The sequence below is a fragment of the Parabacteroides sp. genome, assembly GCF_977054455.1.
In genome coordinates, this window is sequence record NZ_CDRTCT010000028.1 from 1 (window position 1) to 26955 (window position 26955).

Annotated in this window: 23 protein-coding genes and 1 pseudogene; 18 read left to right on the plus strand and 6 right to left on the minus strand. The window is 49.6% G+C overall.

Features of this window, described 5'->3' with window-relative positions; all coding sequences use genetic code 11:
- The first annotated feature begins 164 nt into the window (after positions 1–164).
- From ACW6QF_RS14265 to ACW6QF_RS14300, 8 genes and pseudogenes are all read left to right on the plus strand, one after another.
- A pseudogene (locus tag ACW6QF_RS14265) lies at positions 165–2362 on the plus strand (alpha-L-rhamnosidase-related protein).
- A gap of 414 nt (positions 2363–2776) precedes the next feature.
- Positions 2777–3028 (plus strand): DUF3791 domain-containing protein, encoded by a 252-nt coding sequence (locus ACW6QF_RS14270; protein ID WP_456088310.1) that lies wholly within the window; start codon positions 2777–2779, stop codon positions 3026–3028.
- Positions 3025–3516, plus strand: coding sequence for a DUF3990 domain-containing protein (locus tag ACW6QF_RS14275; RefSeq protein WP_456088311.1), 492 nt, complete (start codon positions 3025–3027; stop codon positions 3514–3516). The genes ACW6QF_RS14270 and ACW6QF_RS14275 overlap by 4 nt, the downstream gene beginning before the upstream one ends.
- A gap of 4 nt (positions 3517–3520) precedes the next feature.
- Positions 3521–3727: a DUF3791 domain-containing protein gene (locus tag ACW6QF_RS14280; protein ID WP_298552393.1), complete on the plus strand. Its 207-nt coding sequence runs from the start codon at positions 3521–3523 to the stop codon at positions 3725–3727.
- Between the two features lie 121 nt (positions 3728–3848).
- A complete protein-coding gene (locus ACW6QF_RS14285; protein WP_456088312.1) occupies positions 3849–4871 on the plus strand; it encodes a DNA/RNA non-specific endonuclease in 1023 nt (340 codons plus the stop codon).
- A gap of 159 nt (positions 4872–5030) precedes the next feature.
- On the plus strand, positions 5031–6080 hold the full coding sequence (locus ACW6QF_RS14290; RefSeq protein WP_298552397.1) for an efflux RND transporter periplasmic adaptor subunit: 1050 nt from the start codon (positions 5031–5033) through the stop codon (positions 6078–6080).
- An 11-nt stretch (positions 6081–6091) separates the two neighbouring features.
- Positions 6092–9133: an efflux RND transporter permease subunit gene (locus ACW6QF_RS14295; protein WP_456088313.1), complete on the plus strand. Its 3042-nt coding sequence runs from the start codon at positions 6092–6094 to the stop codon at positions 9131–9133.
- Positions 9134–9137: 4 nt separating this feature from the next.
- The gene (locus tag ACW6QF_RS14300) at positions 9138–10430 is read left to right on the plus strand and encodes a TolC family protein (protein ID WP_456088314.1); all 1293 of its coding nucleotides are present in this window, start codon (positions 9138–9140) and stop codon (positions 10428–10430) included.
- Positions 10431–10572: 142 nt separating this feature from the next.
- Here the strand turns inward: ACW6QF_RS14300 and ACW6QF_RS14305 are convergent, their stop codons facing one another.
- From ACW6QF_RS14305 to ACW6QF_RS14330, 6 genes are all read right to left on the minus strand, one after another.
- Positions 10573–11079, minus strand: coding sequence for a flavodoxin (locus tag ACW6QF_RS14305; RefSeq protein ID WP_456088315.1), 507 nt, complete (start codon positions 11077–11079; stop codon positions 10573–10575).
- A 43-nt stretch (positions 11080–11122) separates the two neighbouring features.
- On the minus strand, positions 11123–13159 hold the full coding sequence (locus ACW6QF_RS14310) for an alpha-ketoacid dehydrogenase subunit alpha/beta (RefSeq protein WP_456088316.1): 2037 nt from the start codon (positions 13157–13159) through the stop codon (positions 11123–11125).
- Between the two features lie 162 nt (positions 13160–13321).
- Positions 13322–14683: a dihydrolipoamide acetyltransferase family protein gene (locus ACW6QF_RS14315; RefSeq protein ID WP_456088317.1), complete on the minus strand. Its 1362-nt coding sequence runs from the start codon at positions 14681–14683 to the stop codon at positions 13322–13324.
- Between the two features lie 16 nt (positions 14684–14699).
- Entirely contained in the window at positions 14700–15440 is a 741-nt protein-coding gene (locus ACW6QF_RS14320) for a lipoate--protein ligase family protein (RefSeq protein WP_456088352.1), read from the minus strand.
- Positions 15441–15442: 2 nt separating this feature from the next.
- Positions 15443–16792: a dihydrolipoyl dehydrogenase gene (lpdA, locus tag ACW6QF_RS14325; protein WP_456088318.1), complete on the minus strand. Its 1350-nt coding sequence runs from the start codon at positions 16790–16792 to the stop codon at positions 15443–15445.
- A gap of 194 nt (positions 16793–16986) precedes the next feature.
- Complete coding sequence (locus ACW6QF_RS14330) at positions 16987–17589, minus strand: nitroreductase family protein (RefSeq protein ID WP_456088319.1); 603 nt, start codon at positions 17587–17589, stop codon at positions 16987–16989.
- 170 nt (positions 17590–17759) lie between these two features.
- Here ACW6QF_RS14330 and ACW6QF_RS14335 point away from each other — a divergent pair, with 170 nt between their 5' ends.
- The 10 genes from ACW6QF_RS14335 (at position 17760) to recN (ending at position 26918) form a co-directional block, all read left to right on the plus strand.
- Positions 17760–19022 carry a hypothetical protein gene (locus ACW6QF_RS14335; RefSeq protein WP_456088320.1) on the plus strand — a complete coding sequence of 421 codons (1263 nt, stop codon included), beginning with the start codon at positions 17760–17762 and terminating at the stop codon, positions 19020–19022.
- 171 nt (positions 19023–19193) lie between these two features.
- Entirely contained in the window at positions 19194–19433 is a 240-nt protein-coding gene (rpmB, locus tag ACW6QF_RS14340; RefSeq protein WP_005638129.1) for a 50S ribosomal protein L28, read from the plus strand.
- Between the two features lie 19 nt (positions 19434–19452).
- On the plus strand, positions 19453–19641 hold the full coding sequence (gene rpmG, locus ACW6QF_RS14345) for a 50S ribosomal protein L33 (protein ID WP_005642977.1): 189 nt from the start codon (positions 19453–19455) through the stop codon (positions 19639–19641).
- A gap of 14 nt (positions 19642–19655) precedes the next feature.
- A complete protein-coding gene (locus ACW6QF_RS14350; RefSeq protein ID WP_298552416.1) occupies positions 19656–19808 on the plus strand; it encodes a DUF4295 domain-containing protein in 153 nt (50 codons plus the stop codon).
- Positions 19809–20013: 205 nt separating this feature from the next.
- Positions 20014–21138 (plus strand): DNA polymerase III subunit beta, encoded by a 1125-nt coding sequence (gene dnaN / locus ACW6QF_RS14355; protein ID WP_298552417.1) that lies wholly within the window; start codon positions 20014–20016, stop codon positions 21136–21138.
- Positions 21139–21148: 10 nt separating this feature from the next.
- Positions 21149–21919 carry a 3'-5' exonuclease gene (locus ACW6QF_RS14360; RefSeq protein ID WP_298552419.1) on the plus strand — a complete coding sequence of 257 codons (771 nt, stop codon included), beginning with the start codon at positions 21149–21151 and terminating at the stop codon, positions 21917–21919.
- A 5-nt stretch (positions 21920–21924) separates the two neighbouring features.
- Positions 21925–23076 carry an iron-containing alcohol dehydrogenase gene (locus tag ACW6QF_RS14365; protein WP_456088321.1) on the plus strand — a complete coding sequence of 384 codons (1152 nt, stop codon included), beginning with the start codon at positions 21925–21927 and terminating at the stop codon, positions 23074–23076.
- Positions 23077–23127: 51 nt separating this feature from the next.
- Entirely contained in the window at positions 23128–24339 is a 1212-nt protein-coding gene (gene coaBC, locus ACW6QF_RS14370; RefSeq protein ID WP_456088322.1) for a bifunctional phosphopantothenoylcysteine decarboxylase/phosphopantothenate--cysteine ligase CoaBC, read from the plus strand.
- Positions 24336–25241 (plus strand): type IX secretion system protein PorD, encoded by a 906-nt coding sequence (gene porD, locus ACW6QF_RS14375; RefSeq protein ID WP_456088323.1) that lies wholly within the window; start codon positions 24336–24338, stop codon positions 25239–25241. Before coaBC ends, porD begins: the two co-directional genes overlap by 4 nt.
- Before the next feature lie 12 nt (positions 25242–25253).
- Positions 25254–26918 (plus strand): DNA repair protein RecN, encoded by a 1665-nt coding sequence (gene recN, locus ACW6QF_RS14380; RefSeq protein WP_456088324.1) that lies wholly within the window; start codon positions 25254–25256, stop codon positions 26916–26918.
- The last annotated feature ends 37 nt before the right edge of the window (positions 26919–26955 follow it).

The window sequence follows — 26955 nt, forward strand, 5'->3', positions numbered from 1 at the left end:
TGTGGGGAAGCCTCGGTTGACACCTATGGGGATCGAGGCTTCCCCACCTATAGGGACACCACGGTCGACACCTATGGGGATCGAGGTACCCCCACCGGTGGGGGCACAGGGATTCTCACCTATGCCGCCTTCTTGTGTATGTTGAATTGTAAATTTAGATTAAGATGAGAAAGTATCTATTGCTATTATTGTTGGCCGGGTGGTTCGTTTCCGGCCGGGCCGAATCCGGCTGGAAAGCCCATTGGATCAATACGGAACGTTGCCAGAGCGCGACGAATACCTGGCTGGCTTTCCGTAAAACCGTCCATATAGACAAGGTTCCGCAAACACTTACCGCCCGCATCGCTGCCGATAGCAAATATTGGTTGTGGATAAACGGCCGTTTGGTCGTCTTCGAAGGCGGATTGAAACGGGGACCTTCTCCTTATGATACCTATTACGATCCGGTCGAGATCGCTCCTTATCTGCAAAACGGCGAGAATACGATTGCCGTGCTGGTCTGGCATTTCGGCAAGAGCGGGTTCAGCCATGTGAACAGCGGGCTGGCGGCTTTGCTGTTCGAAGCGGTCGCTCCCGGAATCGAGATCGTTTCCGACAAGAGCTGGCAATGCGCCGTATATGATGCCTATCAGAATACGGGTGCTCCCTATCCGAATTACCGCCTGCCGGAAAGCAACATCCGTTTCGATGCCCGGATGGAGATGTCCGGATGGAACCGGCCCGGCTATACGGGCAGAATGCCGAGGTGATTTCGCCTGTCGGGGTCGCCCCTTTAGGCAAGTTGGTCGAGCGTCCGATACCCTTATGGAAAGACTATGGCTTGAAACCGTATGCCGGTGTCCGCCGGTCGGCTGCCGGCGATACGCTTTATTGCCGCTTGCCTTATAACAGCCAGGTGACTCCTTACCTGAAGGTGGAAGCTCCTGCCGGCAAGGTGATCCATATCCGGACGGACAACTATGAGGGCGGCTCCCAATACAACGTCCGCGCCGAATATGTCACGCGTGACGGCGTGCAGGAATATGAGAGCTTTGGCTGGATGAACGGCCACGAGATGCTGTATATCCTGCCGGAAGGCGTGAAGGTGTTGGATGTGAAATTCCGGGAGACCGGCTACAATGCCGAATTTACGGGTTCTTTCAGTTGCAACGATCCGTTTATGGACGAACTCTGGAAACGTTCGGCCCGCACCTTGTATATCACGATGCGCGACAGTTATATGGATTGTCCGGATCGCGAACGGGCGCAATGGTGGGGCGACGAGGTGAACGAATTGGGCGAGGCTTTCTATGCCCTTTCTCCCTCCAGCCATAAGCTGGCGCTGAAAGGCATCCACGAGCTGATGAACTGGCAACGCGAAGACGGTGTGATCTTCGCTCCGGCCCCGGCGGGCAACTGGCGGAAGGAACTGCCGTTGCAAATGCTGGCTTCGGTGGGCTGGTACGGTTTCTATACCCAGTATTATTATAGTGGCGACAGCAGTTTCGTCGCCGGTATTTACGACCGCATGCACCGCTACCTGCACGAGGTATGGCAAGTCGACAAGAGCGGCCTGGTCGTCGAGCGCGACGGCGATTGGAGCTGGGGTGACTGGGGCGAGAACATCGACATGGGCGTATTGTCCAATTGCTGGTACTACTTGGCGTTGAAGGCAGAGAAGGCTTTTGCCCTCCAACTCGGCAAGACGGCCGATGCCGGCAAGATCAGCCGCATGATGTACAGCATCGAGAAATGCTTCGACACGAAGTTCTGGACAGGATCAGCCTATCGTTCCCCCGGCTATAAGGGAGAAACGGACGACCGTGCGCAGGCGATGGCTGTCGTTTCCGGCTTGGCTTCCGCCGATAAATACCCTGCCTTAGTTAAAGTCTTGAAGAAGGAATATCATGCCAGCCCGTATATGGAGAAGTATGTGCTCGAAGCCTTGTTCCAGATGAATGAACCGGCGTTTGCCTTAGAGAGGATCAAACAGCGTTATGCGAAAATGATGAATTACCCCGAATATACGACTTTGTTCGAAGGCTGGGGAATCGGCCCGGACGGTTTCGGCGGCGGCACGATCAACCATGCCTGGAGCGGCGGCCCGCTTACGCTGCTGAGTCAGAAAGTATGCGGAATAGAACCGACTTCCCCAGGTTTCCGCTCCTTCAAAGTCTGTCCGCAGATGGGAACTCTGACCGATGCCTCCGCCACGATCGACACGCATTTCGGCAAGATCGAGGTGTCGCTGAAACGGAAGGGAAAAGAGATTCAGGTCGCCCTTTCCGTCCCCGAAGGGACGACTGCCGAAGTCCCGGTGTCGAAAAGCCGGATGAAACGGTTGGAAGCAGGCGAACATTCGTTTGTCATTCCTGTGTTATAATATTGTCATTCCGGAATAAAGTAAGGAAAAGAGGGCGTTCAGCCCTCTTTTTTGCGGTGTGCCTCGATTTCTTGAATAAGCTTCTCCTTGTTTTGATGCTTCGCCGTACTCATATCGAAATGCAGCACAGGATGTTCAATCCACTCTTTTCCCAGACCGTACTTTCTTATATACTCTTGCAAGGCTATCATTTATTCCTTAAAATACAAATGGTTGTATAAAGATTAACTTTGCGGTAGATGGTAGGAGGAGAATGGTTTTATCCTTTGTGTGGTTTGTGAGAAAAGTTTATGTGCTAAAAGCAGTATAGTAACTAAAAAAATGGTAGTTTTGCCATGTCTCCCTTACGCCGAAGCCAGACCTGCTAAGGATGGTGCGGATGGGAGGGACGCATCAATTATTGTTTGTTAGGCCATGACAGATAGAAAAATAGAAGACAGAATGATATTCGCCTCTTCCTGCGTGGAGAGTGCGGCACGGGCATTGGGCATTTCGGCAAAGGAAATGTACAAACGAATGAAGCGTGTGGATTTGATTAACGGCTACATCCTGAAACATTACGAGGCTATTCATTCTGAAAGCCGGGAACATGTGACAGAAGACATATTGGGGTGTTTGCAAAATTGGGAGAAAGATAAGTTTGGAAAGGAGGAAGTCGTTGTATGATTGTATATCACGGTGGAACTGATATTATAACACAACCGATGGTTCGGCTTGGACGAGATAAATTGGATTTTGGCAAGGGGTATTATGTGACTGATATTTTAGAACAGGCAGAAACGTGGTCGAGAAGAGTTGCGGATTACAGAAAACGTTCTCCTATAGTTTGTAAATATGAGCTTGATTTGGAGGTGATAAAAGTAATTTTTCGTTACAAGAAGTTTGATGGTTATAACCTCGAATGGCTAAAATTCATAGTGGAAAACCGTCGTGGCGGTGCTGCTTGGAAGGATTATGATCTGATAGAAGGCGGTGTTGCTGATGATCGTGTCGTGGATACGGTTGAACTTTTTATGGGAGATTATATAAGTGCTGAAGCTGCCATAGAACGGTTGAGGCATTTTGCTCCCAATAATCAGTTTTGTATTACCAATCAGCAAATAGCCGAACAATATTTGACATTTGTAGAATCATTTATTCCTAAAACAAAATAAAACCATGTTAAGCGATATATTACTTTGGAATAAAATCGGGCGAATCGTGACACAAGTGCATAAGGCATTGGACATCACACCTGAAAGAGCTTTTGATCTTTTTTATGAGTCGAAAACCTGCGAGCGGTTACATGATCCGCAGGATTATCTCTATCTGATGGGTGACTTATACATCGTAGACGAACTCATACTGGAATTGCAGGGGAGATGAAATAGGATAAAAACTGCATTTAAACCATCTTTTCTAACAATCCAAACCAATATATATGTTGTACAGCATCCTTATATTGCCTACTTTTGCGCCCAAGTAGGAATAGGTTTTATCAAGAGAGATGGCAAAGAGAAAAAGCGTAAGGAAACCGCGGAAAAAGGTTCAGAAGACTTCAGGCTTCCTTTCCACAGTGAAGTGGATGTTTATGGGGGCGTGTATCGTGGTGGCTTGTTTTATAGGGTTTCTGTTTATATATGATTACTTTGCTCCGGCGACCGGACATGAACCGGCGGCTTTGGAGAAAAAGGGACAGGAGGCAGTTTCATCTAAAAAAGCTGTAAGCCCTCTGAAAGAAAAGACACCGGAAAAGTCGCCAGTGAAGAAAGTTCCTGCAAAAGAAACCGTTGCCAATAAAGCTCCAGCCAAATCTTCCACAAAGACATTTAAGATCCCCGCAAATACGGAGATACCCCGCTTAAAGGCAAAACGCCGGGAGCAGGTTATCAAGCATGAAGGATATACGGTCTCTTACAATTCCGAATATCGGATTGCCAACTGGGTCGCATACGAACTGACGGCGACGGAGGCCAAAAGCAAAAAGACGGAACGTTCTAACAAGTTTGTGTCCGACCCGCAGGTCAAAGGCGCGACGGCAACCAACGAAGATTATACACGTACTGGTTATGACCGGGGGCATCTGGCTCCGGCAGGCGACATGAAATGGTCTGCTAAAGCCATGCGTGAATCTTTCTACCTGAGTAACATCTGCCCGCAGAAACCGAAATTGAACCGGGGCATCTGGAAAGACCTGGAGGAACAGTGCCGCTTGTGGGCGTTGGATAACGGTTCGCTTTTGATCGTTACGGGTCCCGTCATTACAAACGATATGAAACGGTTAGGGAAAAACAGGGTGGCGATCCCCAAATCTTTTTATAAAGTAATATGTTATCATACGGGAGAAGGTTACAAAGGTATCGGATTCCTTTTCGAAAACAGGGATTATAAGGATAATTCACTGAAAACGATGGCAATTCCTATCGATAGCGTGGAGAAGGTGACGGATATTGATTTCTTCCCGTCTATCCCGGACGATCAGGAAAAAGAAATGGAGAAGGCGGTCGATTGGAGCAGTTGGTCGTTTTAATGTATATATCCGAAAAATTATCGGAGGGCAGCCTTTGAAATCCTGTGGAAACCGGAACAATCGATTTTAAAAGAATGTTGTATTCTTAAGGTGTAAAGGCCTGGGTATGCAATTAATAATCAGAATATAATAATGACAAATAACTAAATGAAAGTTATCATGAATGGTAAATTAATCCCCGTTTTTGTATTGGCAGCATTGATGTCGTGTAGTCAGCCGCCGGTGAAGGAGCAAGGTCCCCGTCCGGTGAAGCTGGCGGAAGTGACCTCATTAAATCTTGTGGAAAAGTCGTTTAGCGGCGTCGTATCGCCGGACCAGTTCAGTGACCTGGCCTTTAAGATGTCCGGACCGCTGATTTCGCTGAATGTGGATGAAGGGCAAAAAGTCCGTACGGGACAGGTCGTGGCAGAGATCGATCCGCAGGATTTCAAATGGGAATATGAAGCGAAGAAAGCCTCTTTCCAAACGGCCGAAGCACAATTGCAACGTGCCAGGAAACTGTTATCCAAACAGGCAATTTCCAAGCAGGAATATGAAACGACCGAAGCCTCTTATTCAAATGCAAAGGCTGCGTTCGAATATGCACAGAACCAGTTGGAACAAACCAAACTGCGTGCTCCGTTCGATGGATTTATCCAGAAGAAATATGTAGAGAATTATCAGAAGGTGCAGGCCGGACAAGGGATCGTTTGCCTGATCAACCCGGACAAGTTGCAGATCCAGTTCACCATGCCGGAGACGAACATCACCTATTTCTCTACTCCTTACCAGATATATGTGGAATTCGACAACTACAAAGGCATCCGTTTCAAAGCGAAGGTCAAGGAATATGTGGAAGCGTCTCCCGATGGTTCGGGCGTTCCCGTCTTCCTGTATATCGACGATCCCGAATTCAATCTGAACAAATACAAGGTCGCCGTCGGTTTTTCTTGCCGCGTGGTCCTGAATATCGAAAGCGAGAGCTTTAACGAGGGAGCGGTGTTGGCACCTCTTTCGGCTATTGTCGCCAGTGAAGAAAACAACGACAAATTTGTGTTTGTCTATAATGCCCAGTCGCAAAAGGTGGAACGTCGCCGGATTGAAGAAGCCGGACTGGTCGGAAAAGACGATGTTATCGTTCTCAAGGGCCTGAATGCCGGCGAACAGGTGGTATCCGCCGGAGCTACCCGCCTAGTTGAAGGGCAACAGGTAAAAGTATTAACAGATTAAGTTGATAAATAATGAATCTTCCAGTATATTCCTTAGAGAATAAGAAGATTATATATTTCTTTTTGGCCATCATGCTGATCGGGGGTATATATTCTTTCTTTAAATTGCCGAAGAAGGAGGACTCGCCTTTCGTAATCAAGCAGGCTGTTTTGGTTACGCAATATCCGGGCGCTACTCCTCAAGAGGTGGAGAAATTGATAACGGAGCCTATCGAACGGGAAATTCAGTCTATGTCGGATGTTTTTCAGATCAAGTCTGAATCTTATTTCGGCATGTCGAAGATCTCGATCGAATTGCAACCGACTTTGGCGCCGGATTACATGCCGGTCAAATGGGACGAGTTGCGCCGTAAAGTGTCGAATATCCAGCCCCGCCTTCCGAGTGGCGCCTCCGCCATTAATGTGAGTGACGACTTCGGGGACGTGTTCGGTATCTATTACGCTCTGACTGCCGATGAAGGCTTTACCTACGACGATATGCGCGATTGGGCGCAGAAGATCAAGACCGAGCTGACGCCTATCCGGGGCGTGCAGAAAGTCTATCTGTTTGCAGAACAGACGCAGGTCGTGAATGTGCGTATCTCCGTACCCAAGCTGGCAAACTTGGGGATCGACCCGAACTCGATCCAGCAGGTCCTGCAAACCCAGAACCTGTTGGTCAACACGGGTGAGATCATGACCGGGACCTATCAGCTTCGCGTGCGTGCCGAAGGTACGTATAAAAGTATACAGGACATACGCGACCAGTTGATCGTCACCAAAGGCGGCGGCGAAGTCCGTCTGGGCGATATCGCCACTATCGAACGGGGCTATATGGACCCGCCTACCAACCTGATGCGAGTGGATGGCAAACGGGCCATCGGTATCGGTGTGGCTACGGGAGCGAAAGATGACGTCGTGGCAGTCGGTAATGCGGTTGCCGCCCATCTGAAAGAGATGGAGCAACTTTTCCCGATCGGTATGGACTTGAAAACCATCTATCCGGAAAACCAGATTGCCAACGAAGCGAATAACGGGTTTATCCTGAACCTGATCGAATCGTTGCTCATCGTAATTGTGATTATCTTCCTGGTGATGGGATCGCGTGCCGGTATGCTGGTGGGCAGTTCGCTGCTTTTCTCGGTCGGCGGCACGTTGCTGATCATGTTGATCTGGGGCGTCGGGCTGAACCGTACGTCACTTGCGGCTTTCATCATCGCGATGGGTATGTTGGTGGATAACGCGATCGTGGTGACCGATAATGCGCAGGTCGGCATCAAGCGCGGCCTGTCACGCTACCAGGCGTTGGTCGACGGGGCCACCAAGCCGCAATGGGCATTGTTGGGTGCGACCTTCATCGCTGTTTGCTCTTTCCTGCCGATGTACTTGGCGCCGGCTTCCGTGGCCGAGATTGTCAAGCCGTTGTTTATCGTGCTTGCCGTGTCTCTCGGACTGAGCTGGGTATTGGCTTTGACGCAGACAACGACTTTCGGTAGCTTTATCCTGAAGGAAGCCAAGCCGGGAGAGGCAAAAGACCCGTACGACACGAAGTTGTACCATAAGTTCGAGCATGTGTTGGGCCGCCTGATCAAGCGTCGTTATCTGACGCTCGCTTCGGTTGTGGCGACTTTGTTTCTGTCCTTGTTCATCATGGGGATTATGCCGCAGAGCTTCTTCCCGATCATGAACAAGCCCTATTTCCGTGCCGACCTGATCTTCCCGGAAGGGTATGGGATCGACGATGTGGAAAGGAATGTGATCAAGATAGAGGAATATCTTAAGAATAACGAGAATATCAAATCCTATTCGTTCACGTTGGGGGGCTCGCCGGTGCGTTATTACCTGGCAAGTTCATCTATCGGTCCGAAACCGAACTTCGCCAATGTCTTGATCGAGACCAAGAACGCGAAGGATGCGCAGAGCGAGGAAAACAAGTTCTATGAATATATGGTAGCCAACTATCCGGACATCCTGACGCGCTCCGCTTTGTTCGCCCTGTCGCCTGTGCCGGATGCAGCTATCGAGATCGGCTTCGTCGGCGATAATATCGATACGTTGGTGGCGTTGACGCGGCGTGCGCAGGAGATCGCCCGCAAGAACGACATGGTGATGGAAGTGCGTAACAGCTGGGGAAACAAGGTCCCGGTATGGAAGCCGTTGTACTCGCAGGAAAAAGGTCTCCGCTTGGGTATCACCCGCCAGCAGATGGCCTATTCGCTTCGTTCGGCTACCAACGGCGTGCCTTTAGGCGAATATCGCGAGGGGGATGTGTTTATGCCGATCCTGCTGAAAGATGCCGACCGGGATTCCATGAACCTGAACGACATCAAGACCTTGCCGGTCTACAGCGCCAAAGGGCGTTCTGTCAAAGTGGAACAGGTGATCGACGACTTCTCGCTCGATTACGAGTACAGTGTCGTGAAGCGTTACAATCGCCAACGTTATATGATGATGCAATGCGAACCGAAACGCGGCGCCAATACGATGGCTGCTTTCAACCAGTTGTGGCAGGAGATCCAGCAGGAGGTACAGGTTCCCGAAGGATATAAACTGCAATACTTCGGCGAACAGTCCGAACAGGATAAGGGCAACAAGGCGATTGCCGCCAATATCCCGTTGATGTTCGGCCTGATCTATGTCACCCTGTTGTTCCTCTTCCCGAAATATTACCGGAAGCCGGTCTTGATCATGTGTATGTTGCCGTTGATCTTCATCGGTGTGGTACTGGGATTGCTGGTATTCGGCAAGTCGCTCGACTTCTTTGCCATGCTCGGTCTGTTAGGTCTGATCGGTATGAATATCAAGAATGCGATCGTACTGGTGGACGAAATCGGATTGCAGCTCAACAGTGGCTTGGCGCCGGTCAATGCTGTTATCGAGGCTACGAAGACGCGTATCGTTCCGGTGACGATGGCTTCGGGAACGACGATCTTAGGTATGTTGCCGTTGTTGGGCGATGCCATGTTTGCCGGTATGGCGGCGACGATTATGGGAGGTCTGTTCGTTTCGACCATCCTGACCATCTTCGTCCTTCCGGTGACCTATTGTATATTCTTTAAGATTAAATCGGTATAATAAAATGAGAACTCAAATAATTATCGGTTGCATGCTGTTGGGGGGGTTATCTGTGGGAGCGCAGGAAAAGCCTGTCACGGCTGCAGACTACAAGCAGAAAGTGCTTGAGTATAGCCGTCAGATCAAACAGAGTGCGGAAGAGCGTATTGCGATGCAGCATGCTATCAAGGCGGCCAAGACCGCTTTCTTCCCGGCTGTCGATTTCTCCGGCAGCTACCAGTATCGTATCAATAAGTACGACTTGGATTTCGGGCCGGGCATGGCTGTCGAAATGGATCACAACACCTATAGCTTGGGAGCTACCGTAAGCCAGCCGATCTATGCCGGCGGACAAATCTACAACAATTACAAGGCCGCCCAGATACAGGGACAGATCGCTTCCGAGGCGGAAGACCTGACGACGGATAATATCGTGTATGCCGCCGACCTGAACTACTGGTCTGCCGCTGCCCGTAAAGGCATGTACGATGTCATGTGCCAGTATGTCGATATCGTGCAGGAACTGGCAAATGTGCTGACTACCCGTTTCAATGACGGACAGATCAGCAAGACCGACCTCTTGCAGGTACAGTCCCGTTTGAAAGAAGCGGAATTGAACAAAAGCGCTGCCTACAAGGACTATCAGATCGCCTTGCAGAACCTCAATGTACTGATGGGGGTTCCTCCTATGACGCCGGTAGAGATTGCCGATGCCATCACGATGGTCCAGCCGTTGCCTATGCACATAGGGGAGGAGGCCGCTTTGCAGAACCGGCCGGATTTCACGATCTCCCGATTGAATATCGAATACCAGAAACGGCAGATCAACTTGTCGAAAGCCAAATATAATCCGACACTGGCGATCGGTTTCCAGGGAACCTGGGGCACTCCGATGCTGAACGTGAAAGGTTCCGACCAGCTTTGGACACCTGCCGTGTTCGCCTCCCTCAAGATACCTTTATTCCGTTGGGGCGCCCGTTTCAAAGAGGTCAATTCCCAGAAAGCCATCTTGCGCAGCAAGGAGTATGCGATGGATTATGTACGTGACCAGATTTCCCAGGAAGTAGCCAATTCCTGGACCAGCCTGACGGAAAACACGAAGCAGATCGATGTCGCCGAAGAAGCCTGCAAGATCGCCGAAGAAAACCTCGACCTGAATACGTTCAGCTATAACGAGGGGAAACTTCCGATCCTCGATGTCCTTTCCGCCCAGCTTTCCTGGATTCAGTCCTATAGCAGCCTGATCCAGACCTGGTATCAGCAGAAAGCATCCCTTGCCCAGTATAATAAGGCGGTGGGCATTCGTCGCTTGCAGTAATCGGAAAACACCTTTATTACAATTTTTTAGGCACGGATTTCACGGAAAACACGGATGAATTTATTTCTTTCCGTGTTTTCCGTGAAATCCGTGCCTAAATTATATTCGCTCAGCGAGTGGACTTTAGTCTGATAATGATTGATTACCGGAACTCTTTTTTCAGTTCCGTGACCCATTTCAGGATGCGTTCTTCCGTTTGCTCGGACTGGTTCTCGATGTCAAGGGCGAGTCCCAGGAAATGCCCTTCCTTGACGGCTCGTGATTGGGTGAAGTGGTAATCGCTGACAGGCATGAAGCCGACCAGTTCCGCATTGCTCTTGATAAAGGCTTCCGCCAGAATGCCGATTCCATCGACAAAATTGTCGGGATAGCGTTCCTGGTCGCCGAGGCCGAAGAGGGCGACTTTCTTGCCTGTCATGTCGATGGATTCTATTTCCGGCAGAAACTCGTCCCAGTAGGTCGGCAGTTCCCCGTCGAACCAGGTGGAAGTTCCGGCAATGATATTGTCGAACGATTCGAATTCCTCGCGTGTCGCCCCTTCGATCGGGATCAGGACGACTTCGTTTTCCGCGAAGGCTTCTTGTATTTTCAAGGCGACTACGGCTGTTTTAGCGGTTATGCTACCATAGAATAAACCTATTTTCTTCATTCTGTGTACTGTTTATAAGAGACGGATTGCCCCGTCTCTTTCATTAATATTCTAATAATGTTTTTGCTGCGTTGTAGATCCGTTCTTCACCCGGCAGGATCGCCTTTTCGAGGACCGGATGGAAACCGACAGGGGTAAAGGTGGAACCGACGCGCTGGATCGGAGCGTCCAGATAGCGGAACATCTCTGTCCCGATGATTCCGGCTATTTCCGCACCGAAACCGGAGAACACTTTGTCTTCATGCACGATCAGCACCTTGCCGGTCTTTTTTACGGAGGCAAAGATAGTTTCCGTATCGAGCGGGATCAGCGAGCGGATATCGATCACTTCCACCTCCCAGTTATGCTCTTTCTTCAGTTTTTCGGCGACGGTCAGGCAGAAATGTGTCGTATTGCCGTACGTGATCACGCTCAGGTCGCTACCCGGCCGGCGGATACGGGCTTTTCCGAAAGGGACTTCGAAGTCTTCCGGCACGAAACCGGCCGCTTCGACTGAATTATATTGCGCTTTCGGTTCGAGAAAGACGGTAAAGCCCTTCGAACGTATGCTGGTGCGCAGCAATCCAGCCGCATCGTCGGCAAACGAAGGATAGACGATGCGGGCTCCCGGAATGGAGGTCAGCGCGCCTTCGATCGTCTGCGAATGGTAGAGTCCGCCGCCGATATAACCGCCCGATGCCAGTCGGAGCGTCAGGTTAGGGGTGAACTGCCCGTTGCTTCGCCAGTATTCGTGTGTACATTCGACGTATTGCTCGATGGCCGGCCAGAAGTAATCGGCAAATTCGGCTCCTTCTACCACGACGTGTATTTTCGGGTCGAAGCGGCACATGCCGTTGGCCGTGCCCACAATGTAGTCTTCGGCGATGGGAGCATTGAAGATACGTTTCGGTCCGAACTCCTGTTGCATGCCTTTGGTGACGTTGAACACGCCGCCTTTGTCTTTGTTAGCCACGTCCTGTCCCCACAGGAATGTATTCGGATTATGGCGGAATTCAGCTTTTAGTGTTTCGTTGATTGCGGTTACCAGTGTTTTCTTTTCGCCATTTTCTTCTTTGTGCGTGGCGTCTGTATATTTCTGCGGTTGGTAAGGTTCGGGCAGGACATAGTCGTAGATCGTTGCAGGATCGGGTTCGGGAGCCGCCATCGCTTTGCGGTTGGCTGCGCTCAGGTCTTTTTTCGCCTGTGCTTCTATCTGCTTCAGTTCCTCTTCGGTCAGGCGATTGTAACGGAGCAGCATACGGCGGAATTTTTGCAGCGGATCGGCTGTTTTCACGTAGGCAAGTTCGTTTTCATCGCGATACAAAGTCTGCTTGTCGGAGTTCGAATGGGAGCCGATGCGTACGCAGTTTGCATGGACGATCACCGGATTATGCGTATTGATCGCATGTTCGCGGGCTTCGGTCATGGCGTTCATCGAGTCGAAAACGTCTTTCCCGTTGCAGTGGATGATGCGCAGGTTCTTGAAGCCGGAGAAGTTGTCGGCTACCTTGCGGTTGGCCGTCTGGTCCTTTTTGGGGACGGAGATGCCGTAGCCGTTGTCCTGCAAGACGAAGATAACGGGGAGCTGCTCGTTGCTCGCCCCGTTGATGGCTTCGTAGACGTAGCCCTCGGAAGTGGCGGACTCGCCGTGCGAAGTGATCGCAACGCCCTTATGATCGTAATAGACCATTGCGCGGGCGACACCTACGGCGTGCAGGTCGTGTGTCCCGGTCGCCGAGGATATGTTCTCGATATGCCACTCCGGCTTGGCGAAATGGTTGGACATGTGCCGTCCGCCGCTGGACGGATCGGTCGCTTTCGAGATGCCGTTCAGGATGATTTCTTCCGCCGTCATTCCGGCGGACAGGACGGTCAGCATATCGCGGTAATAGGGAAAGAGGTAATCCTCTCCCCGGTGGAATACCTGCCCGATGGCGAGCTGGATGCCGTCATGCCCGGCATAAGGGGCATGATAGGACCAGCCTAAGGACTGGAGCAGGTAAGAAGGCGCCTTTTCATCGAGCGCCCTGCCGAGACTCATCAGGTAATACCATTTGCGAAGGCTCTCGGTATCGGTCGTTTTTATATCGTATCGTTTCATACTTTATTATTTTAGTTGTTTACAGTTTCCTCGGTAAGAAACTTTTATTTCCTCGGCAGGGAACTCTCGTTTCCCAGGCAGGAAATTGTAGTTCCCTCGGCAGGAAACGCGAGTTTCCTACAGGGGGGAACTATAATATGTTGTTTGTTAGCGATTAATATCCTACTTATCCCACTCTTCCAGATAATCCGCAACCCGCCGCAAGAACTCGCCGCCGAGGGCGCCGTTGATGATCCGGTGATCGTACGACAGGGACAGGTACATCTTGTGGCGGATTGCGATCGTATCTCCTTCGGGTGTCTCCACGACGGCCGGTTTCTTTTCGATGAAGCCGACGCCTAAGATGGCCACCTGCGGCTGGTTGATGATCGGCGTACCGAACAGGCTCTTGAACGAACCGAAGTTGGTGATCGTGAAAGTTCCGCCTTGTATATCGTCCGGCATCAGTTTACCCGTGCGTGCTTTGGCGGCAAGGCTGTCGATACTGGTGGCAAGGCCGTTCAGATTCAACTTGTCCGCATCGTGTATGACCGGAACGATCAGGTTGCCGTCCGGCAGCGACACGGCGATACCCAAGTTGATATGCTTTTTCAGAATGACCTTGTAGCCGTCTACCGATGCGTTCACGTACGGGAATTCAGCCAATGCCTTGGCCGTGGCTTCGGCAATGGCAGGCATATAGGTGAGTGCCACGCCTTCGCGTTTGAAGAAGGCCTCTTTCACGCGGCTGCGCCATTTGACGAGGCGGGTAACGTCGGCTTCGACAACGGTCGTAACGTGAGGAGACACTTTTTTCGACATCACCATGTGGTCCGATATGATGCGGGCTACGCGGTCCATTTCGACCGTTTCGTCTCCGGTGACAGATGCCGGATTGCGTCGATCGTCGATGGTGGGCGGCGTTGACTGGTGACGGTGTCCACCGTCGACCGTTGACGACGCGTTGCGTCGGTTGTTGACGGTGGGTTGCGTCGACGGTTGACGCAAGTTTTCGGTTTCACTTTGTGGAGCTACTCCGCTTTTCTTCGTCGTTATATAGTCTTTGATATCCTTTTTGCTGAGACGCCCTTCGTAGCCGGTTCCCGGAATGGCATCCAGTTCGGCCTGCGATATTTTGGCTTCCTGCGCTAATTGCAGCACGATGGGAGAATACCATCTTCCGTCTTCTTCCTTGGATGATTTGACGGGCGGGGCGGGTTCTGCCGGGGCAGACTGTACCGTTGTGCTTTCGTTGCTTTTGGCCGCTGCGGGAGCGGGGCTTTCGGGAGCTTCTTCCTCTTCGCCTTCCAACCGGATCAGGGCGACGGTTGTGCCGACGGCCACCGTATCGCCTTCGGCAAACAGCAGTTCGAGCACTTTTCCGGCTACCGGAGAGGGGATTTCGGCGCTGACTTTGGCGGTGCTCACTTCAAAGAGGACATCGTCCTCCTGAACAGTGTCGCCTACTTTGACGGACCAGGAGACGATCGTTCCTTCCGTGATGCTTTCGCCCAGTTTGGGCATTTTTATTTCAAATGTAGACATAGTTTTAATGTGTATTTTATGTTCTGATATTGAAGGTCCAGGCCGGCGTCGCATATTTGTTGTCACGCAGGGACCGGATGGCGTTCAAATCGTTTTCAGTGAATGAATAGGGACGGGGGGCCGTCCTGTTTTCCGTAAAATAGTTCAGAAGCGCGTCTCTGAATTCTCCGATAGATACCGCTTTGCGGGTATAGGTGCATATATTGGTGACCGGGCTTTTTACGGACTTGACATAAAAAGGAGCGGGCTTCACCTCATTTATCTCCGGCCTCCGCCTTGTACTTTTGAGGGCGGTCGCCAGGTGATAGAGGTCGGTGGAGAAAAGGAGGGTGGCGTGGTGCAAGAGCCTGCCTTTGTGGATGGATTGCGCACTGCCCGATATTTTCAGCCCGTCGATCGTGAGTGCCTGCCGTTCGTCAGCTTCCGCCCGGATGCCGAATGTGGCAAGGAAGGCGATCAGCCGGGCTGTGAAGGTGGCGGATGCAAGTTCCTTGCTGTTTTGTATGAAGGTGACATTCAGGTTGCCGGAATCGTGATAGACGGCCCCGCCGCCGGAATAACGGCGTACGACTTTGATGTGCTTCTCCTCTATATAGTTATGGTTTATCTCGTCCCATACGTTCTGATGCTTCCCGATGATGACGGACGGTTCGTTCTGCCACAACATGAAGATGTCGTCCGAAAAGTTCTTGAGCAGGTACTCTTCTGCCGCCAGGTTGAACCAGGCATCGGTGTATGGATTGTCGATATAAAGCATCATCAGAGATACAGGCTTTCGTGTATCACCTCTCCGACAGTCGGATGGGGGAATACGGTTTTCTTGAATTCATCGACCGTATAACCGTGCTCGACGGCGATACCGGCAATGACGATGATCTCCGATGCCGGATTTCCCAACAGGTGGCAACCGATGATCCGGCCGTTCACGTTTGTCAGGAGTTTGCATAGCCCGTTGCCGGTTTCGTTTTCGGCGACAAAACGGCCGGAGTAGGTCATGGGGATCTTGACAAGGTTGTAGTATTCTCCGTTTGCCTTCAACTCCTCTTCCGTCTTGCCGACACCCGCCACTTCGGGATTGGTGTAGACGACGGCGGGAATGGCCCTGTAGTCCATCCAATCCTCATGCCCTAAGATATGGTTGACGGCAACCTCGCCTTCCCGATAGGCCGTATGGGCCAGTTGCGAGAATCCTGTGATGTCGCCGGCTGCATACACGTGCGGATGGGAGGTCTGCATATATTCGTTCACCCGGACACCCCGTCGGTCCGTCTCGATGGAAAGGCTTTCCAGGCCTAAACCGTTGGTGATGGCCCGGCGTCCTACGCTCACCAGGATTCTGTCCGCCGGGATCGCATTCGTCTTGCCGTCTTTCTCGACAATGACCTCTTTCGGGTTGACCTCGATCACTTTTGTGCCGAGATGGAATTCCACGCCTTTCTTGGCATATTCGCTCCGGAGCATGGCGGAGGCCTCTTTGTCCATCGCGCCGAGTATTTCCGGCATCATCTCGATCACCTTCACTTTTACTCCCATGCTGGTAAAGAAAGAGGCGAACTCGATCCCGATCACGCCGCCGCCTATGATGGCAAGTTCTTCGGGGAGCTCTTTGCTGTCGAGCGCTTCCCGCGAAGTCCAGTATTCTACGTCCGAGAGACCCTCGATGGGAGGGATTACCGTTTCGGAACCGGTGCAGAGGAGTACGTTTTTGACGGTGAAAAGGTCGTTTCCGCACTCTATGCGGATCCTTCCGTCCGTTTCCCCGTTCAACACGGCAGTACCCTCGACGATCGTGATCCCGCTTGAAGTGAGTCGCATCTTCACGCCGGATGTCAGCTTTTTGACCGTCCGGTTCTTGCGCCCGATGATCTTGTCCATGTCGAAAGACGGCGCCCCTTCCGGTGAAATGCCGTATTTGGAGGCTGTTTTGAAACTGTCCAGTATCTTGGCGGAGTATAATAACGTTTTTGTGGGAATGCAGCCTTCGTTCAGGCAGACGCCCCCGATGGCGTTTTTTTCGAAGAGGACGGTCTTCAAGCCCCCTTCGGCTGCCCGTTCGGCGGCGGTATAGCCCGCCGGCCCTCCCCCTATGATTGCAATATCGTAATTCATGTTTGTGCTTAATTTAGTTTGACATTAAAAAGAGAAAGATGCTCCGTTGCCATTTCGACAGCAAAAAGAGGGGTATCGCTTCCAAATAGAAACGTTAAAAAATATTACCCTTGCTACTAATTCCATTTATATGCACTACTAATCCGATTTAGATGGGGTCGTAGTGACATTTTGCTAATGGGGCACTTTCTCTTTTACCCGAAAACCAGGACTCTTTTGTCCAGCGGCTTGTACTCTTTCGGTCCGGGTCCTTCCGTCGGCGTCCCGAAAGGCATCTGGGCAACCAGTTCCCATTTCGGGTCGAGTTTCCACTCCGCACATACGGTTTCGTCGATCAGCGGGTTGTAATGTTGGAGGGATGCGCCTAAGCCGGCATCTTCCAGCATAGTCCAGATAGCCAGTTGGTGCATGGCGGAGGTTTGCTGTGCCCAAACCGGGAATTTGTCGTAGTAAGTAGGGAAGGAGTCTTGCAACTGTTCGACGACCGCTTTGTCTTCGTAGAACAGGATCGTCCCGTAGCCGGCGGCCAGGCTTCCGTCTATTTTAGCTTCCGTTCCTTTGAAGACTTCCGCGGAGACAATTCTCTTCAATGTCTCTTTCGTGATTTCCCAAAGTCTTTTATGGTTCTTGCCTAACAGCAATACGATGCGGGTCGATTGCGAATTGAAGGCGGAAGGGACGTTCATGACCGCGAAGTCTATGATTTCTTTGATCTGTTCGTCTGATATCGGGGAACTGTCCGTGATGTGATAGTAAGTTCTGCGATGTTTCAATGCTTCTTTAAAATCTCGTGCCATAATGAATACGTTTTTATTTTATGTTTCTTTGAAAAGAAAACCATCAGGAGTCTGGTTTTGTTGCAAATACGGCTTGTTGTTTCACGAATAGCCCGATAGAATTAATCTATCATGGGCGGATTACCGGTGAAAAGGCTGTATCTTTGTCTCCCAAAAAGAGTGAAAGAGGAATGATTGGAAAAAAATTGCCGGCCGTTTTTCGGGTTATGTTTGCCATATGGGTGATCCTGCAGGTTTGCCTGGTGGTTAAATATTGGGATATGCCCAACCACGATGATGCTTTGGCTTACGTGAAACTGGCTTCGGAATGTGTCGCGAGGGGCACTTGGTATCCGGACGTGCATAACCAATATGACGATTTTGTTTTCGGTCCGGGCTATGTGAACCTTTTGATCGGGATCTATCATCTTTTCGGATCTTTCTCTTTTGTCCGGTTGCTGAATCTATGGATGAATATTGCAATGGTATTTGAAATACGGGAGTTGGCCGGACGGATGTTTTCGAATAAAACGGGGTATTACGCCGCTATTTTATATATGTCGATTTTTTCGAACCTATATGCCCCGATAGCCGTATTGACTGATTTGCCTTTTACTTTCCTGTTGTTGACAGCCCTGCTGTTGTGCAACTTTCGCCGGCTGTTTCCTGTGGCTGTCGCCGGGGTGTTGATCGCCCTGGCTAACTGGTTCCGTCCGTTGGCAATTGTCTTTTTATGTGTGATTTTGCTCCTTTTCATCGTGCAAAAGCGCAGCTGGCAGTCTTATGTCGCTTTGGTCCTTCCGCTTGTCCTGACTGTTTTTCTGATCGGGCAGAGTGCGAAGATGAGAACCGGCCATTTTGTCTATCAGGCGGTGTCCGGAGGCTATAACTTGGCCATGAGTTCTTTTGATGAAGCAAACGGTTTGGTCAATTTCAACGGCTTCAGTGATCCGGACAATTATATTTGCCTTCCTCCCGGAGATTATACCTATATGGAGCGGGACAGTCTGTTGAAGCGTGCAGCGATCCGCTGGATATCGGAGCACCCGTTTCAATATATTTCCCAACTGCCTTTCAAGTTGGCCGCTTTATATTGTGAAGATACCTGGACGGAGCGTGTGAAGCCGGATATGGGATTTAGAGTAGTACTTTCAAAAGTGAAGGGCAATAGATTGAAATTGATTGAGTTAATTGTTGTCCTGGCATTGAAGAGCATTGTCTATTACACCGTGCTTTTGCTATTTCTTTATTACGTTTGGACGAACCGGCGCGATCTGCTACGGGAACGGAATGTCTATCTCCTGATCCCTGTTTTAGGCACGGCTGTAACGGTTTTGTTCGTGATTACTTCCCGCTATCATTATCCTTATTTGTTTGCGATAACAATCTATGCGGCGGCGGGGCTTGACACTCTCATTCAGAATAAATTAAAGAAAAATAGCAGAAAGTGCTGATTTATTTGTCGATTTCTTGTGCGTGAATCAAAATAATTTGTACCTTTGTGCCCCGTAAAAGAAGAGAAACTCTATTAGAATCTTTGTTTTTGTTCAAGATGCAGTTCAAAAAGGGAAGACAGATAGCAGGAGTTGACTTAAATTTCGTAATATTAAAAAGAAAGATTAGCGATGTCTAAAATTTGTCAAATTACCGGAAAGAAAGCAATGGTTGGCAACAACGTTTCTCACTCTAAGAGAAGAACGAAACGTAAGTTTGATGTGAACCTGTTTACTAAAAAGTTCTACTGGGTAGAACAGGATTGTTGGGTTAGCCTGAATATTTCAGCCGCTGGCTTGCGTACTATCAATAAACTTGGTTTGGATGCAGCCATTAAGAAAGCTGCTGAAAAAGGTTATTTAAACGCTTAATTTGAGGAGGAAATAAGAAATGGCAAAGAAAGCAAAAGGTAACAGAGTTCAGGTGATTCTTGAATGCACGGAACACAAAGAAAGTGGTATGCCGGGTACTTCTCGTTATATTACTACAAAGAACAGAAAGAATACAACTCAGAGATTGGAGCTGATGAAGTACAATCCTATCCTGAAGAAGATGACGTTACACAAAGAAATTAAGTAAGAGGAGATTAAACAATGGCAAAAAAAGCGGTTGCAACATTTAAGAAAGGTGACGGTCGTACCTATTCTAAAGTAATCAAGATGGTTAAGTCCCCGAAGACCGGTGCTTACATCTTCCAGGAAGAAATGATTCCTAACGAAGCTGTTAAAGATTATTTCACTAAATAACAGAGCGTAATATCAAGATACGAAGAGAGGTTCTTCTCCATGGCGGGAAGGACCTCTTTTTTTATCTCCATTCGGGCGGTTATATGGAATATTTTCATAATTTTGTGTGGGCGAATCCGCGGCTGTCCGATTGGGGACTGTCCGTGAGTCGGACCTACAACACGTTGATAAATAATAAATAGAAACAAATAAATAATTAAGAACCATGAGATTTGATGTATCCAGCACAGCGCTGTTATCACGTTTGCAATCTATTAGCAAAGTCATTGCTTCTAAGAATTCATTACCGATCCTGGACAGTTTCCTTTTCAACCTGGAAGGTAATAAACTCACCATAACAGCTTCGGATGCTGAAACACGTCTGGTTACATCCGTTGACGTGATGAATGCACAGGGAAGCGGGCTTTTCGCCGTCTCGGCAAAAATCTTGCTCGATCCGTTGAAGGAGTTGCCCGAACAACCGCTGACTTTTGATATTAACGACGATAACCTGGAGATCTTTATCCATTTCCAGAACGGTAAATATAATTTTATCGGCCAGAAGGGAGACACGTATCCGCAGCAGAAACCGCTGAATGAGAATGCGATCTCCATCATGATGGACGCGCAGATGTTGCTGAACGGTATCAGCCGCTCGTTGTTTGCAACGGCTGACGACGAACTTCGTCCGGTCATGAACGGTATTTATTTCGATATTCACACGGACGATTTGACATTCGTGGCTTCCGACGGTCATAAGCTGGTGCGCCTGCGCAACCTTTCGGTGCAATCATCGGAAAGAGCTTCTTTCATTTTGCCGAAGAAGCCCGCCAACCTGTTGAAGGGTCTTTTATCGAAGGAAGGGGAGATGGTCAGCATCAAGTTCGATGATAACAATGCCTATGTCAACTGTGCTAATTTCGAAATGGTCTGTCGCCTGATCGAAGGCCGTTATCCGAATTACAACAGCGTGATCCCGCAGGAAAATCCTTTCAAGGTGACGATCGACCGTATCTCTTTCCTGAATGCCTTGAAGCGTGTTTCCGTCTTCTCCAATCCGGCCAGCAGCCTTGTCAAGTTGCAGTTGAAGGAGAGCGAAATGCTTGTTTCCGCACAGGATATCGATTTTTCCACTTCCGCAGAAGAGAAAATTGTTTGCAGCTTTGACGGAACCGAATTAAGCATCGGTTTCAAGGCTACTTACCTGATTGAAATATTGAGCAACATCAATTCGGAAGAGGTGATACTCGAATTGGCTGATCCTTCGCGTGCCGGTCTGATCGTTCCTTCTGAAAACGAAGAGAACGAAGATCTGCTGATGCTGCTGATGCCTATGATGTTGAATGATTAAAATATAAGAAATGCAGTTAAACCTGAAAAACCCGTTGGTCTTCTTCGACTTGGAGACGACGGGTATTAATATTGTTAAAGACCGTATCGTGGAAATCTCTTTTGTCAAGGTTTACCCGAATGGAAAAGAAGAATCTAAAACGAGACGCATCAATCCGGAAATGCCCATTCCACCGGAATCGACCGCGATCCACGGCATCACCGACGAAGATGTAAAAGACTGTCCTACCTTTAAAGAAATAGCCAAATCGCTGGCCGCCCAGATAGAAGGGTGCGATCTGGCCGGATATAATTCCAATCGTTTCGATATCCCTTTGCTGGCGGAAGAGTTTCTGCGTGCAGGTGTCGATATCGATTTGAACAAACGCAAGTTCGTAGACGTACAGACCATTTTTCATAAGATGGAACAGCGCACGCTTTCGGCCGCCTATAAGTTCTACTGTGACAAGAGCCTTGAAAACGCCCATACGGCGGAGGCCGATACGATGGCGACCTATGAAGTGCTGAAGGCGCAGTTGGACCGTTATCCGGAGTTGCAGAATGATATCAATTTCCTTTCCCAATATTCAAGCTACAATAACAATGTGGACTTTGCCGGGCGTATGGTATATAACGACAAAGGGGAGGAGGTGATAAACTTTGGCAAATATAAAGGCCGTCTGGTCGAGGAAGTGCTGAAGAACGATCCCGGATATTATTCCTGGATAATGAATGGCGACTTCCCTCTGAACACCAAGAAAATACTGACTGAGATAAAATTGAGAGGTTTTAATTCGAAATAAGGACCATGAATAATTTTGAGTTTTGTAACCCTGTAAAGGTTGTTTTCGGCAAAGGTTCCATAGCCCGTTTGTCCGCTTTGATTCCGGAAGGAAGTAAAGTGCTGATGGTGTATGGCGGCGGTAGCATAAAGAAAAACGGCATCTACGACCAGGTGACGAAGGCGTTGGAAGGATTTGAAGTGACCGAGTTTCCGGGAATCGAAGCAAATCCGCATTACGAAACCTGCATGAAGGCCGTGGAGGTCGTCAAAGAGAAGAAGATCGATTTTCTGTTGGCCGTAGGCGGAGGTTCGGTGATCGACGCTACAAAGTTCATCGCGGTATCTGTCGGTTTCGAAGGTGATCCGTGGGATATCCTTTCGAAAGGCGGCCGGATAAAGAGCGCCTTGCCTTTGGGGACGGTGCTTACATTGGCCGCGACCGGTTCGGAGATGAACGAACGTTCGGTGATCTCCCGTGCCGCGACTCGCGAGAAGCTGAATTTCGCCAGTCCGCTGGTATTCCCGAAATTCTCCGTGTTGGACCCGGAAGTGACTTATTCACTCCCTGCCCGGCAGGTGGCGAACGGGGTGGTCGATTCTTTTATTCATGTAGTGGAACAGTATCTGACCTACCCGGTCAATGCGAAGGTGCAGGATGCCTTCTCGGAAGGGCTGATGCGCGTCATCCATGAAGAGGGACTGAAGGTCTTGGATAATCCGAACGACTACGATATCCGTGCCAACCTGATGTGGGCGGCGACCAATGCGTTGAATGTCTGGATCGGTCAGGGAGTTCCGCAGGACTGGTCTTCCCACCGCATGGGCTATTCGCTGACGGCCCGGTTCGGTCTGGATCATGCACAGACGCTGGCGATTCTTTTGCCGGGCGTCATGACGTATATGTTTAAAGAGAAGCAGGCCAAGTTGGCTCGTATGGGAGAAGTCATTTTTGGCATTACGGATGGAACGGAAGAGGAAAAGGCACGCAAGACAATTGCGGCCTGTGAGGATTTCTTCCGCCGGATGGGACTGAAAACGCGCCTCGGTGAATGTGGCATTGCGGAAAAGGATCTGGATGCCCTTGCCGCTCCTGTGGACAAACAGGGCTGGAAATTGGGTGAACATCACAATATCGACAGCCGTGTGGCCCGCGAGATAATGGCGTTGCGCTTGTAATTTCATGCTTACGAAATTTCGGTTTTATCCGGAAGTATATATAAATAGGTTATGGAAAATAGTCTGAAAGGTAAACATATCATATTGGGGATAACAGGGAGCATCGCTGCCTATAAAGCCGCCTATATCATCCGTGCCCTGGTGAAGAAAGGGGCGGAGGTTCAAGTTGTTATTACCCCTGCGGGAAAAGAATTCATTACGCCGCTCACGTTATCCACGTTGAGCAGCCATCCGGTGATCAGCGAGTTTTTCTCGAACCGAGACGGTACGTGGAACAGCCATGTCGATCTCGGCCTCTGGGCGGATGCCATGCTGGTCGCACCGGCTACTGCTTCGACAATCGGAAAGATGGCGAATGGCATTGCCGATAATATGCTGGTCACGACATACCTGTCTTGCAAAGCTCCGGTTTTTGTCGCACCGGCGATGGATTTGGATATGTTCGCGCATCCTTCCACTGGTCAGAACTTAGACCGGCTTCGTTCGTTCGGCAACCGTATCATCGAACCTGCCGAAGGGGAACTTGCCAGTCATCTGGTGGGTAAAGGGCGTATGGAAGAACCGGATAAGATCGTGGCGGTCCTGGAAGATTTCTTCGCTTCCCAAAGCCGGCTTGAAAAAAAAAAGATCGTAATAACTGCCGGGCCGACATATGAAAAGATAGATCCCGTACGTTTTATAGGTAACTATTCTTCCGGAAAGATGGGCTTTGCATTGGCGGAAGCGTGTGCGGAGCAGGGAGCCGAAGTGACATTAATCGCTGGGCCGGCGTCTTTGAAGGCGGTTCATCCGAATATCAAACGGATCGATGTCGAGTCGGCCGAAGAAATGTATCAGGCGGCCATGACGGCCTTTCCGGAGGCGGATGCCGGTATCCTTTGTGCCGCCGTGGCGGATTATCGCCCGGATGAGCAGGCAAGCGAAAAGATCAAACGGGAGACGAAAGGGGAAATGACGCTCCGTCTGGTTCCGAATAAGGATATCGCGGCCTCGTTGGGAGCGATCAAGCGTGAAAACCAGGTCCTGGTAGGTTTCGCATTGGAAACAAATGATGAAACGGCTCATGCGGAAGGAAAGTTGAAGCGGAAAAACCTCGATTTCATCGTGCTGAATTCTTTGAGGGATGCAGGCGCCGGTTTCCGTTGCGACACGAATAAGATCACGATCATCGACAAGGAAGGCGGGGCGACTGCTTATCCGTTGAAGAGTAAACAGGGGGTGGCCGTTGATATTGTAAATAAATTGGCAACATTATTAAAATGAGAATGATTAAGAAATTGTTATGCATATGCTTGTTGGGAGCCGTTCCTTTTATGGGCAAGGCGCAGGAGTTGAATGCCCGCATCACCATAAACAGTGATAAGGTGCAGAGTACGAATAAACAGGTATTCAAAACCTTGCAGGATGCATTGAACGATTTCGTCAACAACAAAAAGTGGACGGATGCCACTTTCGCCCTGAACGAACGTATCGACTGTTCCATGACTCTCATCATCAACGAAATGGTATCGGACAATAGTTTTAAAGGCGAGATACAGGTGCAGGCCCGCCGTCCGGTATATAATTCCAGCTATACGACTACGTTGCTGAATTATCGTGATACGGAACTCTCTTTCGACTATACCGAATTCGAACCGTTGGAATATACGGAAAATACGTTGAACAGTAATCTGATCGCAACTGTTGTTTTCTATATTTATACGATCCTCGGACTGGATTTCGATAGCTTTTCCCCGAAAGGGGGCACTGCTTTCCTCGGGCAGGCCATGCAGATCGTGAGCCTGGCACAGGCGCAACCTACATGGACCGGTTGGAAAGCTTTTGAAAACGACCGTAACCGCCATGCTTTGGCAACGGCTCTGACGGACAATACTTCGGAGCTGTTCCGGGACATGTGGTATAACTATCATCGTAAGGGACTCGATGAAATGGCCGCAAATCCGGATCGTGGACGTACGACCATAATCGGTTTGCTTCCGGTTTTGGAGCAGGTGAAAAGTGCCCGGCCGACATCACCGTTGCTTCAGATGTTCGCTGATTCCAAACTGGATGAAGTCGTTTTGATCTATTCGAAAGCTACTACGCCGGAGAAGCAGGAAGGCTATAAGAGGTTGTCCAATCTGTATCCTGCCCTCACGACACGTATGGAATCGCTTAAAAAGTAATCTGGAATAGCTATGCTGAAATCTTTGTTCATACGGAACTTTGTTCTGATAGACAGCCTGGACATTAAGTTCGATAAAGGTTTTTCTGTGATAACCGGCGAGACGGGGGCAGGAAAGTCTATTATATTGGGGGCCCTTTCCTTAGTCTTGGGACAGCGTGCGGATGGAAAGAGCATTAAGAACGGTTCTGAAAAATGTGTGATAGAGGCTGTCTTCGATGTCTCTCGTTATAAGCTGGAAGAATTTTTTCTCACGAATGACTTGGAGTATGATGCGGAGATTTGCATTCTTCGCCGGGAATTGTTTGCATCGGGAAAGTCCCGTGCTTTTGTAAACGATTCGCCGGTCCCGCTTTCCGTGGTGAAGGAATTGGGGAGCCGGCTGATCGATATCCATTCGCAACACCAGAATCTGTTGTTGGGGGATAACCGGTTTCAGCTGAAAGTAATCGATGTAATGGCTGAAAACGATATCCTCCTGATCCTTTACCGGAAGGAATACAACCGTTATCTGTTTTTGAAAAAGGAACTGAAAGAACTGACCGAAAAGGCTCTCCAGACCAAGCAGGAGGAAGACTATGTGCGTTTTCAGTTGGAGCAGTTGACCGATGCCGGTCTGGTCGCCGGTGAACAGGAGGAACTGGAACAGGAACTGGAAACCCTTTCCCATGCCGAAGAGATAAAAGGTTCGCTTTATAAGATAACCCAACTGCTGGACGGGGAGGAACAGGGAGCTGTCCAACTGATAAAAGAAGCCCTTTCCACCGCAGACAGCCTGGAACGTTATTATCCGAAAGCGAAGGAAATAGCCGAGCGTCTGCGTTCCGCCTATATCGATATGAACGACCTGGCTTCCGAAACGGATGTGTTGAAGGAGGATATAGAATTTAATCCTGAACGCTTGGATTGGGTGAACGAACGTCTCAATACGTTATACACCCTGGAACAAAAACACCGGGTCTCCAAAGTCGAAGAACTGATGGAATTGCAGGATAAATATAACGAGCAGCTGAAGGAGATCGATTCTTTTGATGAACAGATCGAATCGTTGAAAAAGCAGTTGGAGGTCTCTCACCGGGAATTGCTTCAACAGGCAGCCGTGTTGAGCGAGCAGCGTAAGATCGCCTCGAAAGCCATCGCATCCCAATTGGTGGAAATGGTTGTTCCGCTGGGTATGCCGAATACGCGTTTTGCAATCGATTTTGTGCCTAAACAGGAACCGGAAAGCGATGGAATGGACGAAATCCGGTTTATGTTTTCCGCCAATAAGAGTGCGGAACTGCAACCGGTGGCCCAGACGGCATCCGGAGGCGAGATCTCCCGCCTGATGTTATGCATCAAGGCGATGATTGCCGGATTTACGGCGTTGCCTGCCATCATTTTTGATGAAGTGGATACGGGTGTTTCCGGAGATATTGCCGATAAAATGGGGGATATCATGCAGGAATTAGGTACGAAGATGCAGGTTTTTGCCATTACCCATCTTCCCCAGATCGCGGCAAAAGGAAAAGATCATTATTTTGTTTATAAGGAGGATACGGATGAACGGACGGTTACCCGTATCCGGAAAATGAATAAGGAGGAACGTGTGAAGGAGATTGCGCGTATGCTGAGCGGTGCTTCGTTGACCAGTGCTTCTATTGCAAATGCAAAAGAACTGTTGAAGGCGAAGAATTAAACCTTTTCACCGCTATCGGGTCATAATAGCAACCGAA

What these genes read in the sequence shown, in the direction of transcription:
- rpmG (WP_005642977.1), top strand. Translation starts at nt 19,453, where the DNA reads ATGGCAAAGAAAGCAAAAGGTAACAGAGTTCAGGTGATTCTTGAATGC.
- dnaN (WP_298552417.1), top strand. Translation starts at nt 20,014, where the DNA reads ATGAGATTTGATGTATCCAGCACAGCGCTGTTATCACGTTTGCAATCT.
- ACW6QF_RS14315 (WP_456088317.1), bottom strand. Translation starts at nt 14,683, where the DNA reads ATGTCTACATTTGAAATAAAAATGCCCAAACTGGGCGAAAGCATCACG.
- ACW6QF_RS14275 (WP_456088311.1), top strand. Translation starts at nt 3,025, where the DNA reads ATGATTGTATATCACGGTGGAACTGATATTATAACACAACCGATGGTT.
- ACW6QF_RS14305 (WP_456088315.1), bottom strand. Translation starts at nt 11,079, where the DNA reads ATGAAGAAAATAGGTTTATTCTATGGTAGCATAACCGCTAAAACAGCC.
- coaBC (WP_456088322.1), top strand. Translation starts at nt 23,128, where the DNA reads ATGGAAAATAGTCTGAAAGGTAAACATATCATATTGGGGATAACAGGG.
- ACW6QF_RS14295 (WP_456088313.1), top strand. Translation starts at nt 6,092, where the DNA reads ATGAATCTTCCAGTATATTCCTTAGAGAATAAGAAGATTATATATTTC.
- recN (WP_456088324.1), top strand. Translation starts at nt 25,254, where the DNA reads ATGCTGAAATCTTTGTTCATACGGAACTTTGTTCTGATAGACAGCCTG.
- ACW6QF_RS14360 (WP_298552419.1), top strand. Translation starts at nt 21,149, where the DNA reads ATGCAGTTAAACCTGAAAAACCCGTTGGTCTTCTTCGACTTGGAGACG.
- ACW6QF_RS14310 (WP_456088316.1), bottom strand. Translation starts at nt 13,159, where the DNA reads ATGAAACGATACGATATAAAAACGACCGATACCGAGAGCCTTCGCAAA.
- lpdA (WP_456088318.1), bottom strand. Translation starts at nt 16,792, where the DNA reads ATGAATTACGATATTGCAATCATAGGGGGAGGGCCGGCGGGCTATACC.
- ACW6QF_RS14290 (WP_298552397.1), top strand. Translation starts at nt 5,031, where the DNA reads ATGAATGGTAAATTAATCCCCGTTTTTGTATTGGCAGCATTGATGTCG.
- ACW6QF_RS14320 (WP_456088352.1), bottom strand. Translation starts at nt 15,440, where the DNA reads ATGCTTTATATCGACAATCCATACACCGATGCCTGGTTCAACCTGGCG.
- rpmB (WP_005638129.1), top strand. Translation starts at nt 19,194, where the DNA reads ATGTCTAAAATTTGTCAAATTACCGGAAAGAAAGCAATGGTTGGCAAC.
- ACW6QF_RS14365 (WP_456088321.1), top strand. Translation starts at nt 21,925, where the DNA reads ATGAATAATTTTGAGTTTTGTAACCCTGTAAAGGTTGTTTTCGGCAAA.
- ACW6QF_RS14300 (WP_456088314.1), top strand. Translation starts at nt 9,138, where the DNA reads ATGAGAACTCAAATAATTATCGGTTGCATGCTGTTGGGGGGGTTATCT.
- ACW6QF_RS14335 (WP_456088320.1), top strand. Translation starts at nt 17,760, where the DNA reads ATGATTGGAAAAAAATTGCCGGCCGTTTTTCGGGTTATGTTTGCCATA.
- porD (WP_456088323.1), top strand. Translation starts at nt 24,336, where the DNA reads ATGAGAATGATTAAGAAATTGTTATGCATATGCTTGTTGGGAGCCGTT.
- ACW6QF_RS14285 (WP_456088312.1), top strand. Translation starts at nt 3,849, where the DNA reads ATGGCAAAGAGAAAAAGCGTAAGGAAACCGCGGAAAAAGGTTCAGAAG.
- ACW6QF_RS14350 (WP_298552416.1), top strand. Translation starts at nt 19,656, where the DNA reads ATGGCAAAAAAAGCGGTTGCAACATTTAAGAAAGGTGACGGTCGTACC.
- ACW6QF_RS14280 (WP_298552393.1), top strand. Translation starts at nt 3,521, where the DNA reads ATGTTAAGCGATATATTACTTTGGAATAAAATCGGGCGAATCGTGACA.
- ACW6QF_RS14330 (WP_456088319.1), bottom strand. Translation starts at nt 17,589, where the DNA reads ATGGCACGAGATTTTAAAGAAGCATTGAAACATCGCAGAACTTACTAT.
- ACW6QF_RS14270 (WP_456088310.1), top strand. Translation starts at nt 2,777, where the DNA reads ATGACAGATAGAAAAATAGAAGACAGAATGATATTCGCCTCTTCCTGC.